The sequence below is a fragment of the Elizabethkingia bruuniana genome (genome assembly GCF_002024805.1).
GTDB lineage: Bacteria > Bacteroidota > Bacteroidia > Flavobacteriales > Weeksellaceae > Elizabethkingia > Elizabethkingia bruuniana.
Map to the genome: position 1 here is coordinate 2,269,620 of NZ_CP014337.1, position 15,465 is coordinate 2,285,084.

The following is a 15,465-nucleotide window of genomic DNA, read 5'->3' on the forward strand; positions in this document are numbered from 1 at the left end:
TTTTCAGCGGAGGGTTAATTTAAATTTATTGTACTCTACGAGGCTCTACAACAATAGTATAAAGGCCTGAGTTATATTCCCTCTTAGTAAATGTGGATCCATTAAAGCCAGTAATTGCATTATCTGCAAAATTTACAATAACATCCCCTAACTGATCACTGCCCTTAGTAACTTTATAAGTAACAGTAGAAGATTCATTTCTTTCAAGACTGGATCCAAATTTCAACCCTATTTTTTTCAAAAAACCATCTGTAGGATCTATACTAAAATTAGTGGCAAATTTAACACTTCTTGTATCCGTTCTGGTTTCCTCCTCTGTAAGATCTACTTCTTCTATAGAAATTTTAATAGATGAAGCATATTGGTTTAAATCCCAATTAAAAATAGGGATATTAAGTGGAACGATCTTTGGCGTCAAAGATTTTAGCTCCCATACCTTAGCACCAAACACACTCCATTTAGAAATTAATCCATATTGAGCATCATATAAATTCTCGGGACTTACTGAAAAATATTTATCAATACTACTTCCAATTCCATTACTTGCATTAATTAATATATGAACTTTAAATTCAAAAGCGCCACCAGTCCATGGACTCCTAGCAAAATTTTTATTCCATCCTTGAAATTTGCTTGGTTCAGATTGATAAATATTATTGTTAGTAGGGTCTCCCGTTTGGTCTGAAATAATTGTCAAGCCATTTGCATCATTCATTCTAAATGAGGTTAAATGCTCCTGAAAATCATACTTAAACTGACCCCTTTGTTGACCAGGTGTAATATCATAGTAAATATAATCCCTCTGCCAACCATCTGTATTTTTGTATATTTCATATGCCTGTTGTACTTTAGAATCAACTAAAGAGGCATTAGCAGTTGTAGACATTGTTTTTACAGAAGCTAATTTTTGAATCTGATTTGATTTCCCCCCATTAAAAGCATCATCTAAAAATTCAAAACTACAAGAACTTCCTTTTAATACATCATCTTGTTTAGTTACTGATGGATTAGCTCCCATAGAAGCCACAGTATTATTTCTAACGGAGTTACCAGTACTAACTCTCACTCTCTCATTTTCTTTTACGACTACAACAGGGAATGAAGGAATATACTTTGCCTCTAAAAAATATTCCTCTCCTTTTTCATTTATTATTGGAGTATCATTAGTTGTATCCAAAGTATAGGCGACTTGTGGAATCTCAGTTCTGGAATTCCATTTTTCTGCCGAAAAACTATCCATTGGCAATTCAGGAACAAAAATAGTAAGTGTGGGATACAGCCTTTCTAAAGCTTCCAGATTTTCTTTTTTATCATATTGCTCTGCAATAATATCCTTAAAGGCTTTACCTCCAATCATTTGATCCTTAATCATTTGATAGAGTACATCATAGTCATTGTCAAATTTTTTAAGTGCTTCTTTTTTAATAAAGTCTCTTAAATCAGCATTAGAGGCTAATGCTTTAGCCAATGCTATCGAGAATTCCTGTTTATAAACAGATTTTACATCAAGTAAATTTTGCTGAGCCTGTAATTGAGCGTCTCGGTTAGACAAAGACTCCTCACGGCAAGCTATAATGCTGGAAAGCAAAATAGCAGATAATAGAATTTTTTTCATATTTTAATATAATTTGATTAATTCAAATATATTAAAAAACATTAAAATACATAATAATATTAACATATGACATTTATCATATAGAAAATCCTCCGTTTTTCAGCGGAGGATTGATATCTATATAAAAATATAATTTACTTCAGTTTAAAGTTAAATCCTAAATTAACAGAGCCTAAAGTATTACTATCTTTACTAACTCCTTTATATCCTAAATAAAGTTCCCAGTTCGACTGTTGATATCCCACTTTTGGCTGATAGTAAAAACCACCACCTGATGCATATTTTCCAGTAAGGAAGCCATATCCTAGATCAGCACCAATAAAGAAATTAGGACTTACAGAATATTGTGCAGATGCTGCCAAAGGAATATAACCTGCATCAGCTCCTCCTGCATCTTTCCAATCAGATTTTACAAAAAAATGCTGATAACCTGTTGCAATACCCAAATCAAAATTTTCTGCCAGTCTCCACTGATAAGCTGCATCTAATCCTAAAGTAAAACTTGAAAAATCGGATGCATCACCTACAGGGATACCAATATTAGCACCAATTTTTAATTGTCCGGTAGTTTGTGCACTTGCAGCAAACCCTAAAAGTGCAAAAGCACCTAACAATAATGATTTTTTCATAATATTAATTTTATAACTGTAGGTTATCAATTACAAATACTATGCTAAAATATGTTAAAATTTTATTTTTCCTGCATTCTACCTTCTTCACTACTATAAGCCTGAATAATTTTTCTCACTACAGGGTGTCTTACCACATCTTCATCAGTAAGATGTATAAAGCCTATTTCTTCGATGTTTTTAAGGATAAACATCGCTTCTTTTAATCCGGATTGCTGATTTTTAGGTAAGTCTATCTGGCTAGGGTCTCCTGTAATAATAAATTTAGCATTCATCCCCATACGGGTAAGGAACATTTTCATCTGAGAATGTGTTGTGTTCTGCGCTTCATCTAAAATTACAAAAGCATCATCCAGTGTTCGTCCACGCATAAAAGCTAAAGGAGCAATTTCTATTACCTTTTTCTCGATATAACCTTCCAGCTTTTCAAAAGGAATCATATCCCTTAAAGCATCATATAAAGGCTGCATATACGGATCAAGCTTCTCTTTCATATCCCCGGGAAGAAATCCCAGGCTTTCACCTGCTTCTACTGCCGGACGGGTTAAGATAATACGCTTAACTTCTTTATCTCTGAGAGCTCTTACCGCCAAAGCAACACTTGTATAAGTCTTACCAGTTCCGGCTGGTCCTATAGCAAAGACCATGTCCTTTTTCTCAGAAACTTTAACCAGCTTTTTAAGGTTGGTTGTTTTAGCCTTTATAATCTTTCCGCCAACACCTTTTAATAAGATATCGCTGTCGAAAACTAATTGTTTTTCGTTTTCATCCTTTATTTTCAGAATGCTTTCAACATCTTTTAGTTCTATACTGTTATTATTTGAGATAAAAGAAACAATGTCGTCTAATTTTTCCTGCAAAACTTTTAAAGCTTCGTTATTGCCCATAGCAAAGATAAAATTGTCTCTTCCAGTAATTTTCAATGTTGGGAATGAGGACTTAATCAGATTGAAAAACTGATTCTGCACCCCATAAAACTGCTTGGTATCTATATCCTTCAGTTCATAATTTAATTCATACATCCAATACTTGTTTTTACGTGTGTAACTAAACAAATATAACGATTCCGAAAAAAATACAGATAAAAGAATTGTTAATTTATCAGGACTGCTCTGTATTTTCTATCTTTGCAGTATATGCCGATTATTACACTAACTTCTGATTACGGAACACTCGATTACCGGGTTGCTGCTATTAAGGGTAGTATATACAATGAACTGGCGACTATAAACATAGTCGACATTACTCATCAGATACAGGCATATAACCTTCAGCAGACGGCTTACATCATCCGAAGTTCTTACAGATATTATCCTAAAGGGACAATACACATTATTAGTGTGGATTCTTTTTACCATAAAGACCGGAAGAATATTATCGCCAAAGTAGATGATCATTATTTTATTTGTGCAGATAATGGTTTGTTGAGTTTGATGTTCTTCGACATTAATCCGGATGATATCTATGAAATCAAATTAGGAAACCGTTTCGACGATCAGGTAAGTTTTACCTCAACAGATATTTTCGTTCCTGTTGCTGCACATTTGGCTAAAGGCGGAATACCCGAAGTTGTTGGTAAAAAAACAAATAAAATAAAAGAAAACTCTTTCCCAAGAGCGATTCTGAATGAAGCTGAAGGTATTATCGTAGGAGAAATTATGTATATTGATAATTTTGGAAATGCCATTTCCAACATCAGCAAGAATTTCTTCAACAATACTTTAAAGTCTTATGATAGCTTTGAATTAAAGTTCAGGAACTTTGTCATGTCAAAAGTAAACAACCATTACACCGATGTGGTAGATGACTGGAAAAACGAACCTCAGTATCACGGAAGTGTTTCTGCTATATTTAATGAAAGTGACCTTTTGGAAGTTGCTATTTATAAAGGTAGCAGCATAAACGGAGCCTCCAGCCTGCTTGGGCTTAGTGTTGGCGAACGCATCTTTATTGAGTTCAGCTAAGTGCTTGTATCATTTATAACCATTAATTTATTATTCTAAAATGGCCTACCTCATTATCAAAGCATTACACATTATCTTCATGGTAAGTTATTTCGCGGGGCTTTTCTATACCGTACGATTATTTGTCTATTATAAAGATACCGACGCATTCGATAATCCTAAAAGAGATGTCCTTCGTGAACAATATTCCTTTATGGCCAGTAGGTTATGGAATATTATTACAGTACCTGGAGGTACATTGATGCTTGTCTTTGGTATTACGATGATTTGTATGAATCCGGCTTTATTCAAAATGCCATGGTTTCATTTAAAACTTACAGCATTAGTAGGTCTGGCAATTTACCATTACTGGTGTTGGAAAAAGGTAATTCAGCTGAAAAATCTTAATAAGGCAACTTTACCTTCCAAAAACCTTGCGCTAAGACAGGCTAACGAAATTGCTACATTCATCCTCTTTTTTGTGGTATTTACTGTTATCCTAAAATACGCATTACTGGAATACTGGTGGCAGCTAGCTTTAGGATTTGTAGGACTTGTTATTTTTATTACTTTAGTGGTTAAGTTAGTTAACCGCAAAAGAAAGTAATAAATGAATCCTGAGGAACAATATATAGAAGTTAATAAAGAATCCTGGAACAATAGAGTCGATACCCATTTCGATTCTGAATTTTATGATGTAGAAGGTTTCCTGAAAGGAAATACTTCACTCAATAGTATAGAACTGGATCTGCTTGGGAATCTCTCTGGTAAAAAAGTTCTGCACCTGCAGTGTCACTTTGGACAGGACAGCATTTCTCTTTCACGTATGGGTGCAGAAGTCACAGGAATTGATCTATCTGACAAGGCAATTGAAAAAGCAAAAGAATTAGCTCTACAGGCAGGAACTGACACCAAATTTGTATGCAGTGATGTATACAATCTTCCAAATGTTTTAAATGAAAAATTTGATATTGTATTTACCAGTTATGGGACTATAGGCTGGCTACCTGATTTGGATAAATGGGCTGCTGTTATTAATCATTTTCTAAAACCCGGCGGTCAATTTATTTTTGCCGAATTTCATCCGGTTGTATGGATGTTTGATGATGACTTTAAAGGTATTGGTTACAATTATTTTAAAAGTGATGCTATAGTGGAAACCAATACAGGTACCTATGCCGAAAAAGAAGCAGACATGGTCCTTCATACGGTTTCATGGAATCATGGTTTATCCGAAGTTTTCACAAGTCTAATCAATCAGAAAATGCAAATTACAGCATTTAATGAATTTGATTATTCACCTTACAACTGCTTCAGACATACAGAAGAATTTGAACCCAAAAAATTCAGGATAAAACATCTGGGGAATAATATTCCTATGGTATATTCACTTTTAGCTCAAAAAGCAGAATAAGAATCCAACACTAATAACCATAAGGATTCCGCAATGAAAAAACTATTATCCTTTTTATTTCTGTTACTATTATTAAATCTTTCTGCACAAAAGGGCTTAGAAAAATCTGCCGACAGCATTATGAAAGTTCATTATATTCCGGAAATGGCTTATGCAGTTGTAACACCAGATAAAATACAGGTACAAAAAACAATTGGCCACCACCGAATTGAACAGATTAATGAAAAACCAAATGCTAACATTAGTGATTTTTTTCATTTAGGCTCCAATACAAAGGCAATTACAGGCTTCATTGCCGGTTATTTAACAGAACAGAATAAAATCAAATGGGATACAAAGTTTTTCGATCTGTTTCCTGAATTAAAAGATAAAAGTAATCCTAAATACCTGAATATTACACTTAGCCAACTTCTGAAGCACAAAGCCGGAATTCAACCATTCACATCCGGTGCTGAATATCAGAAGCTTCCTGTATTTAATGGCAACAAATCTGAAAAAAGACAGGCATTCGCTCAATATGTCCTAACGCTTTCCCCGGTACAAAACGATAAACCCTACAATTATTCCAATGCCGGTTATAGTGTAGCAGCATTTATGCTGGAAAAAGTAAGTGGAAAAACATGGGAACAATTGGTTCAGGATGTTTTAAAGGATAAATTAAAACTACAATATACACTAGGCTGGCCAAACAGAACCGACATCAATCAACCATGGGGACATTGGGAAGATGCGCAGCTGGTGAGTGTAGCGCCAGAAACTAAATATGACCTGAGCCTGGCTGAACCGGCAGGAGATATCAGCATGAATATTATCAATTATTCAAAATACATTCAACTCAATTTACAAGGCCTGGCAGAAAAGGATAACTTTTTGAAAGCAAAAACCTATCAGTATTTATTCAATTCATCCGACCATTATAGTATTGGCTGGGGAAATAGTATTCTAAATAATATAAAATATTCTGAGCATCGAGGAACGGACGGAACTTTCCTTTCGTATACACTTATCAATCAATCAGAACCTAAAGCCTATATTATTTTAATTAATAATGCCAGCGAGCAAGCTCAGGATGGTTTATTTAAATTTTTAAAACTTCTTAAAAAGCAATATCCATAATAAACACCAAACATTATGTACAAAACGTTATTCACTTCCGTATTACTAAGTGTTTCATCAGTTTTATTATCACAAAGTTTTAATAAGGAAAAACTGGACACTTATTTCAGCACATTAGAGAAGAACAATAAATTCTCCGGCTCTGTAGCTATTACACAAGACAACAAGCTTATTTACACACGTTCGGTTGGTTATTCTGATATAGAAAATAAAATTCTGAATTCCGATAAGACAAAATACCGTATCGGGTCTATTTCTAAAACGTTCACAGCTGTTCTAATCTTAAAAAGTTTTGAAGAAGGAAAATTAAAACCAGATGATAAACTCAGCATATTTTTTCCGCAGATCAAAAATGCAGACCAGATAACAATTTCACAACTCTTACAACACCGTAGTGGCATCCATAATATTACCAACGACAATTCTTACATGGACTATTATCAGGAGCCACAGAGTGAAGCTAAATTGGTAGATATCATCACTAAAGCAGGTAGCGATTTTCAACCAGACAGTAAGTATTCCTATAGCAACTCAGGATATATTCTTCTTACCTATATCCTAGAAAAAGTAAACAAAAAATCCTATGCTGAACTATTAAAAGAAAAAATCACGAAGCCTTTAGGTTTAAACAGTACCTATGTAGGAAAGAAGATAAACTCCCAAAACAATGAAGCATATTCCTATTCTCCTGGCAATAAAAAATCAGCCGAAACAGATATGTCTATACCAATTGGTGCAGGTGCCATCGTTTCTAACCCTACTGACATAGTTAAATTTAGTAATGCGTTATTCAACGGAAAATTATTAAATAAAGAAAGTCTGGAAAAAATGATTACTATAAGAGATGGATATGGATACGGTCTGTTTACTGCTCAGTTCAATGATTTAAAAGGATTTGGACATGCAGGAGGCATTGATGATTTTTCTTCACTTTTTGCACACTATAACGTAGGAAATGTAAGCTTTGCATTGGATTCCAATGTATCCGATGGATATGGAAATAATCTAATTGCCAAAGCTCTTTTAAGTGCTGTTTATAATAAGCCTTATGATATTCCCGAATTTAAGACCTATCAAGCAGATGTAAATGATTTTGCAAAATATATCGGAACATATGCATCTCCTTCTTTTCCTTTAAAAATAACGATTACAACAGATAATACTTCTTTGAAAGCTCAGGCAACAGGACAATCTGAATTTACACTAACCCCTACGGATAAAAACAAATTTGAGTTTTCACAGGCAGGTATTAAAATGGAATTTTATCCGGATAAAAAACAATTCCGATTGTTATAAAATGGCTTGGATATTCTCTTTACTAAAGAATAGAATGCTTATGGTTTTCATTCCCTTTACAACATAAAGGGAATGAAAATTTATTAATAATTATTATTTTAACCGCCCCAAAACATCTGAAAAGCGTTTTTCTTTATTTTCCGGAGAAAACAACTTTTTCTTCACCTCATCCAAATTTAGTTTTTTCAAATAAACTGGCGGTACATACTTTCGGATCATCTTTTCTATTTTATTCCAATCGGCGGTATTTATTTTATGATCAAGCAATTCCATTAGTCCTTTTACATCATAATACTCTGGAAGCTTTTTATATTTCTCAATAATTACAATCCAGTCGCCATAAGTAAATAAACGATCTTCTTTTTCCTGAAGTTCTAGCACCTTCAATCTCATCATATTGAAATTAAGCAATACTGGTATTGTTGGATCTACCTCTATACACTTTCCTATTCTGGTATAATCTTTTGGAAATTCTTCAATCGCTTCATCTTCCATTAGTTTACAAAAACGTGGTATTTCCCCTCGCAGAGAATCACAATACTTCTGTTGTCCCTTTACAGAAACAGCAGCTATCATAATCAACAAAAATAAGCTTAGCCTAGCACACTTCTTCATAAGGTAAATATACTGTAGTTTTTATTTAATAGAAAATAGCTATCGTTCCCTTCTCTTAGAAAACCTGCACATCTTATCCTACATCAATTCATTCACTTTTCTGTCATTATATCTTTGTATTACAAAATGAGAGTTATTATGAAAACTTTAGAAATGCTTTTGGTGACAAACCAACAAATCGATTTCAGCCAGTTCAATAACTGGAAAATCACATTAGTAGACAATATAGAAACTGCTATTGAAAAAATTCAGAGCATTGATTTCAATCTCATTGCTTTGGAAAACAATTTTGACAAAGATTCAGTTACTAAACTACAAAAAATAACAGGCTTTCAGCAAAGTGATGTACTTGTATTTTCTTTTTCATCTGCTGCAGATATTATTGAGAAAAGCAATGAGATTGCAGAAGAGTTAAAAATACAAAAACAGCAAAACTATTCTTTTACAGATAATATGTTTGCCAGCCATCCTTTGTATCGCAGCAACTAAATCAGCAGTTGACAAAATTAATTCACAATCACAACTTATAAATCAAACATTATGAACACTAAAAAAATAGAAGCAGTAATAGCACCACAAGGAACACATTTCGTAGGAGACGGATTCCGTGTACATAACTTTATCCCTGGTGTATCAGGACTTAGCATGCAGCGTATGAGCCCGTTTATTATGCTGGATTACAACTCTAAATTTGTATTCCCGCCTAGTGAACATTTAAAAGGTGTTGGAGTACATCCACACAAAGGTTTTGAAACCGTTACCATAGCCTACAAAGGCCGTGTTGCTCACCATGACAGCAGTGGCGGCGGCGGAGTAATTGGTGAAGGCGATGTACAATGGATGACTGCTGCCTCTGGTATATTACACAAAGAATACCATGAAGAAAACTTCAACCGTACTGGTGGTGAGTTCCAGATGGTACAATTGTGGGTAAATCTTCCTGCAAAAGATAAAACATCAGCTCCAAAATATCAGGCAATCACTAATACCGATATGACAAAAGTTGATCTTCCTGATAATTCCGGAAGTATTGAGATTATCGCCGGAAGCTATAATGAACACAAAGGCCCTGCTTTTACATTTACTCCGATAAATCTAATGAATGCGAAGCTAAATAAAGGCGGAAAAGCAAACTTCAGTTTTCCTGCAAATTACAACACCGCAGCATTGGTTATTGAGGGTAGTGTAAAAGTAAATGGAGTTGATGTACCAACCGATAATTTTGTACTTTTTGAAAACAATGGTGAAGAATTTACTGTTGAAGCAACAGAAAATGCAATTGTCCTTATTATGAGCGGAGAGCCTATCAATGAGCCTATTTTTGCCCATGGTCCATTTGTAATGAATACCCGTGAAGAAATTATTCAAGCTTTTGATGATTTTAACAGAGGAAAATTCGGAACTTTACAAGACTAATATTTTATAAACCCCAAAAGAAACAAAATCTTATTCTTTTGTTTAAATTTTAATTTAAACAAATATTAGGCTTAAACAGGCTCTAAAAAAGTACCGGATACTTTTGAAGCTTAATATTTTCAGAAAAGCTTTTGTTCCTTTTGCGGTTAAAATACATTATTAAATTAATATCATTAAACATCTTTAAAACAAATAATATGAAACCAGAATTTGAAAACATCCCGTTGGTAAAAGCACCTCAACAATATGAAATTGAAATAGACGGCAGTAAAGCCTTTATTACTTACAGAGAAAGCAGCAGTACTATTACCCTTCTTCATACCGAAGTAGAACCTGCATTACAAGGAATGGGTGCGTCTACAGCTGTAATCGAGAAAACTTTAGCAGCAATAGAGGAAAGCGGTAAAAAGCTTAATCCGCTTTGCCCTTTGGTTGTCGCTTACATCAAAAGACATCCGGAATGGAAAAGAATTGTAGCTGATAATGTAACTTCTTTATAAAAATTAAAACAAGCAAATATGTCAAATATAGGAATCATCATCCCGGAAAGGGCAGCAGATATTGGTAATTTTATGGTAGGGAGATTGCTCCCTTTTATTGAAAAAAGATCTGTAGGGCCATTTGTTTTTATCGACCATATGGGACCGGTAGACTTAAAAGATTATCAGAATCTGGATGTACCACCACATCCGCATATTGGACTTTCTACACTAACTTACTTATTTGAAGGTTCTATTTTCCATCGCGACAGCATAGGTTCTGCAATAGAAATTCAGCCTGGTGCCGTTAACTGGATGACGGCAGGAAAAGGTGTTACACACTCAGAAAGAACCCCTGAATATCTTCGCCATACTGATAAAAGGTTACATGGTTTACAAATCTGGGTTGCTCTTCCAAAACATCTTGAGGGTAGTGAACCAAGTTTCCATCATACGGAAGCTGCTGATATACCAGCATGGGAAACAGATGGTGTACACTACAAACTAATCGCTGGCGAAGCTTTTGGTAAAACATCACCTGTACCTGTACACAGCAAGTTATATTTCATCGAAATTAAAACAGGAGATAAACCGGCTAAAATAAGTATAGGAAATGATCTTTATGGCGAGAGCGCATTGTATATTCTGGAAGGCAATATCAAAAGTGAAGGCAATACTTACGAGCCTAAATTCATTTTAATTGCAAAAGATGCAAAATTATGTGAATTCGAAATGGATGCTAATACCACCGTTTATATTTTCGGAGGAGAACCTTTTCCGGAAGAAAGATATATCCACTGGAACTTCGTAAACTCTGATAAACAAGTGATTGAACAAGCAAAACATGACTGGAAAGATCAGAAATTCCCAAAAGTTCCGGGAGAAACAGAATTTGTTCCTTTACCTGCAACATCTTTAAAATAATATTTTGTAAAGCTTTTTTATCGCAATATATATTATCTATAGCATAATTTATGCTTCTTGCCGTATATTTGCATTTCGTTTTTTTAGAAGCCAGATTTATTATATAAAGTTTACAATGAAAAGAGTTGTTGTTACAGGATTAGGAACTATAAATCCTTTAGGAAATAACGTTGAAGAATTCTGGAGTAATATTACCGCCGGAAAAAGTGCAGGAAATAAAGTAACACATTTTGATTCTACCCGTTTCAGAACTCAGGTAGCATGCGAAGTAAAAGATTTTGACCCGCTAAAATATCTAGATAAAAATGAGATCAAACGCAGTGATCTCTTTACACAATATGCGTTATACAGTGCCGCTCAGGCAATGGAAGATGCCAATTTCGACTTAACCAAAATGGATCCGTTTGATTTCGGTGTCATTTGGGGAACCGGACAGGGCGGAATGCAGACATTCGAAAATGAAGTTGAAAATTATATAGACGGGGACAAAAACCCACGTTTCAATCCTTTCTTTATTCCAAAATTATTGGTGAATATGGCTTCAGGGCTTATTTCTATGAAATTTGGATTACAAGGAATCAACTACACTCCTGTGTCTGCATGTGCTACAGGAAACAGTGCTATTATGGATGCTTTTAACTACATCCGTATTGGTAAAGCAAAAGCTTTCATCACCGGAGGATCAGAAGCAGGAATTACACCAGCATCTTTTGGAGGTTTTGCAGCACTAAAAGCCATGACAGCCCGAAATGATGATCCACAAACGGCCAGCAGACCTTTTGATAAACACCGTGATGGTTTTGTAATGGGAGAAGGTGGTGCCGCTTTGGTATTAGAAGAATATGAGCATGCAAAAGCCAGAGGTGCAAAAATATATGCTGAAGTAGTAGGCGCTGCGATGACTGCAGATGCTTATCATATTACTTCCCCACATCCACAAGGTTTGGGAGCTTCTAAATCTATGCAGCTGGCATTGGAAGAAGCAGGAGTAAAACCTGAAGAACTTGACTACCTGAATCTTCACGCAACATCTACTCCAATTGGTGATATTGCAGAAGTGAATGCTGTAAAAACCGTATTTGGAGAATCAAAAAATCTTCACGTAAGCTCTACAAAATCCATGACAGGACACTTGCTGGGTGCTGCCGGAGCTATTGAAGCAATTATTTCTATTAAAGCAATTAATGATAATATTGTTCCGCCTACAATCAATATGACAGAACCGGATCCTGAAATTCCGGAAGAAATACAGATTGTGTTTAACAAATCATTACACAAAGAAGTGAAAACAGCGATGAGTAATGCATTTGGTTTCGGAGGACATAACAGTACAGTAGTATTTAAAGAGCTTTAATTAAAGCTCTTTTTTTATTATTAAATTTGAGAGAAAGAGACGTTTAACAAAACAACACAAGAATAATCTAAAACACAATGAATGCCCCAAATAAAGATTTAAATAATACTTATAAATTTTTACCATGGATCGCCGCTCTGGCAATTTTCATGCAGTCACTGGACGGAACGATTCTTAATACAGCGTTACCATCCATTGCACAAGACATGAACCGTTCTCCGCTGACGATGCAGTCTATTATCATTTCTTATGTTTTAATTCTTGCTTTGCTAATACCTCTTAGCGGTTGGCTATCGGATAGATTTGGTTCTAAAAAGATATTTATATGGGCTGTCGGAATATTTACCGTAGGCTCTTTATTCTGTGCTCTTTCTACTAATTTAGGACTCCTTATACTTTCCCGAATTATTCAGGCTATTGGAGGCTCCATGATGGTTCCGGTTTCCCGTCTGGCAATCTTATATACTTATTCCAAGGACAAACTATTGGGGGTTATTAATTTTATTACAATTCCCGGACTTGTGGGTCCCATTATAGGTCCTACACTTGGCGGATGGCTTGTGGATGTTGCCAGCTGGCACTGGAATTTTCTGATTAATATCCCTATTGGAATTGCCGGAATACTTTTCGCCCGTAAGTACATGCCGGATTATGTAAACAAAGGCAAAAAATTCGATCTTACCGGAATGCTCCTGTTTAGTGGCTCTCTTCTACTCTTAACAATTGCTATAGAGCTTGGCTCCGAAAAAGTGATCAATGGCTGGTGGCTTATTTTGGTATTTCTTGCAGGTATTCTTTTAATGAATTTATATTACCGCCATTTTAAAAGAGTGGATAATCCTCTCATAGACCTTAACCTTATCAAAATTAGAACATTAAGAATTGGTGTTTTTGGAAACCTTCTTACCCGACTAGGCATTGGCGGAATGCCACTTCTTTTACCTCTTTTATTTCAGGTTGGCTTTAAACATACAGCCATTATATCGGGGATGATGCTGATACCATCTGCCATTACAACTATTATGGTAAAACCGTGGGTTGTTCCTATCGTTAAAAAATTAGGTTATAAAAAAACATTGATTATCAATACAATTCTCATTGCTATTATTATTTCATTATTTGCTGTACCAGATCAGAATACCCCCTTGCCGCTATTGATTCCGCTCTTGGTTATATACGGAGCCGTAAACTCTATTCAGCTGGCCACCATGAACACACTCTCTCTATCAGATCTGGATAATAAAAATGCCAGTAATGGTAATAGTCTTCTTATGGTAATGCAACAATTGTCTATGAGTCTGGGAATATCTGTGGGAGCTTACCTTCTGAATAAATATGGTGATCTGCCTTGGGTAGATCATACAAATTCCATAACTGTATTCCGCTACACTTTCCTTACCATGGGTATTTTGACAGCATTAGCCAGCCTTATATTCTTTCGCCTAAAAAGCTCCGATGGCGATAGTTTGACTGGTGCAAAGCACTAATTAAAAAAAATTATCTAAAATATTTTGCAGTTCAAAAATAAGTTATAGATTTGCATAGTAGAAAAACAAAAAATGAAATTTAACGCTGTACATCATCACCATCATCATTCTTGCAAGGCGAGTTGATTAGTTGTGTGTACACCTAAAATATAAAAAACCCGTCTGAGTAGTCATGACGGGTTTTTATTTTTCTGCATTGCTGCTCGGATCCAAACATCAAAAATTAGACATGAATCTGAAAATTGCAATCCAGAAAAAAGGACGACTTAGCGAAACTTCACTTAAACTGCTTGAAGAATGTGGCATCAATATTTCCAACGGAAGCAGAATCCTAAAGGCCACAGCAAAAAATTTCCCAATCGAAATCTTATTTCTTCGTGACGATGATATCCCTCAATATGTAGAACAGGGCGTTGTAGACATAGGCATACTTGGTGAAAACGAAGTACTGGAAAAAGATAAAAATATAGCTATTATTTCCAGGCTGGGTTTTGCTGCCTGCAATCTTTGTCTGGCCATTCCTAAAGATGAAGAATACAGCGGAATTAACTATTTCGAGAGTAAAAAAATCGCTACTTCATATCCTAAAATTCTGACTAAATTCTTTCAAGATCAGAGCATTAGTGTACAGATTGAAGAAATTGGCGGCAGTGTAGAAATAGCACCAAGCATAGGGCTGGCCAATGCAATATTCGATATTGTAAGTACAGGTTCTACCCTACTGACGAACGGACTAAAGCAAGTAGAAACGGTAATGAAAAGTGAGGCTGTTCTGGTGGCAGGAAAAAATCTTCCGGAAGCACAGCAAAAAATTCTCGATCGTTTATTATTCAGAATAAAAGCGGTTCAGAACTCTGCAGAAAACAAATATATTCTACTGAATGCTCCCAATGATAAACTACAGGAAATTATAGATGTTTTACCAGGAATGAAAGCACCTACCGTACTCCCATTGGCTACAGCGGGCTGGTCTTCGGTACACTCTGTAATTAAAGAAGATACATTCTGGGAAATTATAGAACAGTTAAAAGACCTTGGCGCAGAAGGCATTCTGGTTTTGGAAATTGAAAAGATGATACTCTGATGAAGTACGAAATTAGAAGTACAAAATACGAAGTATAAAATTCACTAATTCACCTATTGACACATTGATTTTATAAAACTGAATCTTAGAACT

The 15,465-nt window shown here is 35.1% G+C and carries 16 protein-coding genes; 12 read left to right on the forward strand and 4 right to left on the reverse strand.

The features are described from left to right. Window positions 1-25: 25 nt before the first annotated feature. The 3 genes from AYC65_RS10570 to AYC65_RS10580 form a co-directional block, all read right to left on the reverse strand. The gene (locus tag AYC65_RS10570) at window positions 26-1,615 is read right to left on the reverse strand and encodes a hypothetical protein (protein WP_034869180.1); all 1,590 of its coding nucleotides are present in this window, start codon (window positions 1,613-1,615) and stop codon (window positions 26-28) included. A gap of 134 nt (window positions 1,616-1,749) precedes the next feature. After that, complete coding sequence (locus AYC65_RS10575) at window positions 1,750-2,244, reverse strand: hypothetical protein (protein WP_034869181.1); 495 nt, start codon at window positions 2,242-2,244, stop codon at window positions 1,750-1,752. Window positions 2,245-2,306: 62 nt separating this feature from the next. Further along, on the reverse strand, window positions 2,307-3,266 hold the full coding sequence (locus AYC65_RS10580) for a PhoH family protein (protein WP_034869183.1): 960 nt from the start codon (window positions 3,264-3,266) through the stop codon (window positions 2,307-2,309). 114 nt (window positions 3,267-3,380) lie between these two features. Between AYC65_RS10580 and AYC65_RS10585 the strand changes: the two genes are divergently transcribed. The 5 genes from AYC65_RS10585 to AYC65_RS10605 are packed head-to-tail and all read left to right on the forward strand — an operon-like array spanning window position 3,381 to window position 8,013. After that, on the forward strand, window positions 3,381-4,208 hold the full coding sequence (locus AYC65_RS10585; RefSeq protein WP_034869184.1) for an SAM hydrolase/SAM-dependent halogenase family protein: 828 nt from the start codon (window positions 3,381-3,383) through the stop codon (window positions 4,206-4,208). Window positions 4,209-4,248: 40 nt separating this feature from the next. Then, window positions 4,249-4,794, forward strand: coding sequence for a CopD family protein (locus tag AYC65_RS10590; protein WP_034869186.1), 546 nt, complete (start codon window positions 4,249-4,251; stop codon window positions 4,792-4,794). Between the two features lie 3 nt (window positions 4,795-4,797). Next, window positions 4,798-5,601: a class I SAM-dependent methyltransferase gene (locus AYC65_RS10595; RefSeq protein ID WP_034869187.1), complete on the forward strand. Its 804-nt coding sequence runs from the start codon at window positions 4,798-4,800 to the stop codon at window positions 5,599-5,601. Window positions 5,602-5,634: 33 nt separating this feature from the next. After that, window positions 5,635-6,717, forward strand: coding sequence for a serine hydrolase domain-containing protein (locus AYC65_RS10600; RefSeq protein ID WP_034869189.1), 1,083 nt, complete (start codon window positions 5,635-5,637; stop codon window positions 6,715-6,717). Between the two features lie 15 nt (window positions 6,718-6,732). Beyond that, a complete protein-coding gene (locus tag AYC65_RS10605) occupies window positions 6,733-8,013 on the forward strand; it encodes a serine hydrolase domain-containing protein (protein ID WP_034869191.1) in 1,281 nt (426 codons plus the stop codon). Between the two features lie 93 nt (window positions 8,014-8,106). Here AYC65_RS10605 and AYC65_RS10610 read toward each other — a convergent pair whose 3' ends face one another. Beyond that, window positions 8,107-8,628: a hypothetical protein gene (locus AYC65_RS10610; protein ID WP_034869193.1), complete on the reverse strand. Its 522-nt coding sequence runs from the start codon at window positions 8,626-8,628 to the stop codon at window positions 8,107-8,109. Window positions 8,629-8,766: 138 nt separating this feature from the next. Here AYC65_RS10610 and AYC65_RS10615 point away from each other — a divergent pair, with 138 nt between their 5' ends. From AYC65_RS10615 to hisG, 7 genes are all read left to right on the forward strand, one after another. After that, window positions 8,767-9,117 carry a hypothetical protein gene (locus AYC65_RS10615; RefSeq protein WP_034869195.1) on the forward strand — a complete coding sequence of 117 codons (351 nt, stop codon included), beginning with the start codon at window positions 8,767-8,769 and terminating at the stop codon, window positions 9,115-9,117. A 51-nt stretch (window positions 9,118-9,168) separates the two neighbouring features. After that, entirely contained in the window at window positions 9,169-10,044 is an 876-nt protein-coding gene (locus AYC65_RS10620) for a pirin family protein (RefSeq protein ID WP_034869198.1), read from the forward strand. 197 nt (window positions 10,045-10,241) lie between these two features. Further along, window positions 10,242-10,544 (forward strand): GNAT family N-acetyltransferase, encoded by a 303-nt coding sequence (locus AYC65_RS10625; RefSeq protein WP_024566986.1) that lies wholly within the window; start codon window positions 10,242-10,244, stop codon window positions 10,542-10,544. Between the two features lie 18 nt (window positions 10,545-10,562). Continuing rightward, complete coding sequence (locus tag AYC65_RS10630) at window positions 10,563-11,447, forward strand: pirin family protein (protein ID WP_034869201.1); 885 nt, start codon at window positions 10,563-10,565, stop codon at window positions 11,445-11,447. A 115-nt stretch (window positions 11,448-11,562) separates the two neighbouring features. Next, the gene (gene fabF / locus AYC65_RS10635) at window positions 11,563-12,801 is read left to right on the forward strand and encodes a beta-ketoacyl-ACP synthase II (protein ID WP_034869203.1); all 1,239 of its coding nucleotides are present in this window, start codon (window positions 11,563-11,565) and stop codon (window positions 12,799-12,801) included. Between the two features lie 77 nt (window positions 12,802-12,878). After that, window positions 12,879-14,288, forward strand: a complete 1,410-nt coding sequence (locus AYC65_RS10640; RefSeq protein WP_034869205.1) for a DHA2 family efflux MFS transporter permease subunit — start codon at window positions 12,879-12,881, stop codon at window positions 14,286-14,288. Window positions 14,289-14,517: 229 nt separating this feature from the next. Beyond that, complete coding sequence (gene hisG, locus AYC65_RS10645) at window positions 14,518-15,372, forward strand: ATP phosphoribosyltransferase (RefSeq protein ID WP_034869207.1); 855 nt, start codon at window positions 14,518-14,520, stop codon at window positions 15,370-15,372. The last annotated feature ends 93 nt before the right edge of the window (window positions 15,373-15,465 follow it).

Excerpts from the sequence above, each read along its gene's own strand:
- AYC65_RS10570 (WP_034869180.1), bottom strand. The coding sequence starts at position 1,615 with ATGAAAAAAATTCTATTATCTGCTATTTTGCTTTCCAGCATTATAGCT.
- AYC65_RS10575 (WP_034869181.1), bottom strand. The coding sequence starts at position 2,244 with ATGAAAAAATCATTATTGTTAGGTGCTTTTGCACTTTTAGGGTTTGCT.
- AYC65_RS10580 (WP_034869183.1), bottom strand. The coding sequence starts at position 3,266 with ATGTATGAATTAAATTATGAACTGAAGGATATAGATACCAAGCAGTTT.
- AYC65_RS10585 (WP_034869184.1), top strand. The coding sequence starts at position 3,381 with ATGCCGATTATTACACTAACTTCTGATTACGGAACACTCGATTACCGG.
- AYC65_RS10590 (WP_034869186.1), top strand. The coding sequence starts at position 4,249 with ATGGCCTACCTCATTATCAAAGCATTACACATTATCTTCATGGTAAGT.
- AYC65_RS10595 (WP_034869187.1), top strand. The coding sequence starts at position 4,798 with ATGAATCCTGAGGAACAATATATAGAAGTTAATAAAGAATCCTGGAAC.
- AYC65_RS10600 (WP_034869189.1), top strand. The coding sequence starts at position 5,635 with ATGAAAAAACTATTATCCTTTTTATTTCTGTTACTATTATTAAATCTT.
- AYC65_RS10605 (WP_034869191.1), top strand. The coding sequence starts at position 6,733 with ATGTACAAAACGTTATTCACTTCCGTATTACTAAGTGTTTCATCAGTT.
- AYC65_RS10610 (WP_034869193.1), bottom strand. The coding sequence starts at position 8,628 with ATGAAGAAGTGTGCTAGGCTAAGCTTATTTTTGTTGATTATGATAGCT.
- AYC65_RS10615 (WP_034869195.1), top strand. The coding sequence starts at position 8,767 with ATGAAAACTTTAGAAATGCTTTTGGTGACAAACCAACAAATCGATTTC.
- AYC65_RS10620 (WP_034869198.1), top strand. The coding sequence starts at position 9,169 with ATGAACACTAAAAAAATAGAAGCAGTAATAGCACCACAAGGAACACAT.
- AYC65_RS10625 (WP_024566986.1), top strand. The coding sequence starts at position 10,242 with ATGAAACCAGAATTTGAAAACATCCCGTTGGTAAAAGCACCTCAACAA.
- AYC65_RS10630 (WP_034869201.1), top strand. The coding sequence starts at position 10,563 with ATGTCAAATATAGGAATCATCATCCCGGAAAGGGCAGCAGATATTGGT.
- fabF (WP_034869203.1), top strand. The coding sequence starts at position 11,563 with ATGAAAAGAGTTGTTGTTACAGGATTAGGAACTATAAATCCTTTAGGA.
- AYC65_RS10640 (WP_034869205.1), top strand. The coding sequence starts at position 12,879 with ATGAATGCCCCAAATAAAGATTTAAATAATACTTATAAATTTTTACCA.
- hisG (WP_034869207.1), top strand. The coding sequence starts at position 14,518 with ATGAATCTGAAAATTGCAATCCAGAAAAAAGGACGACTTAGCGAAACT.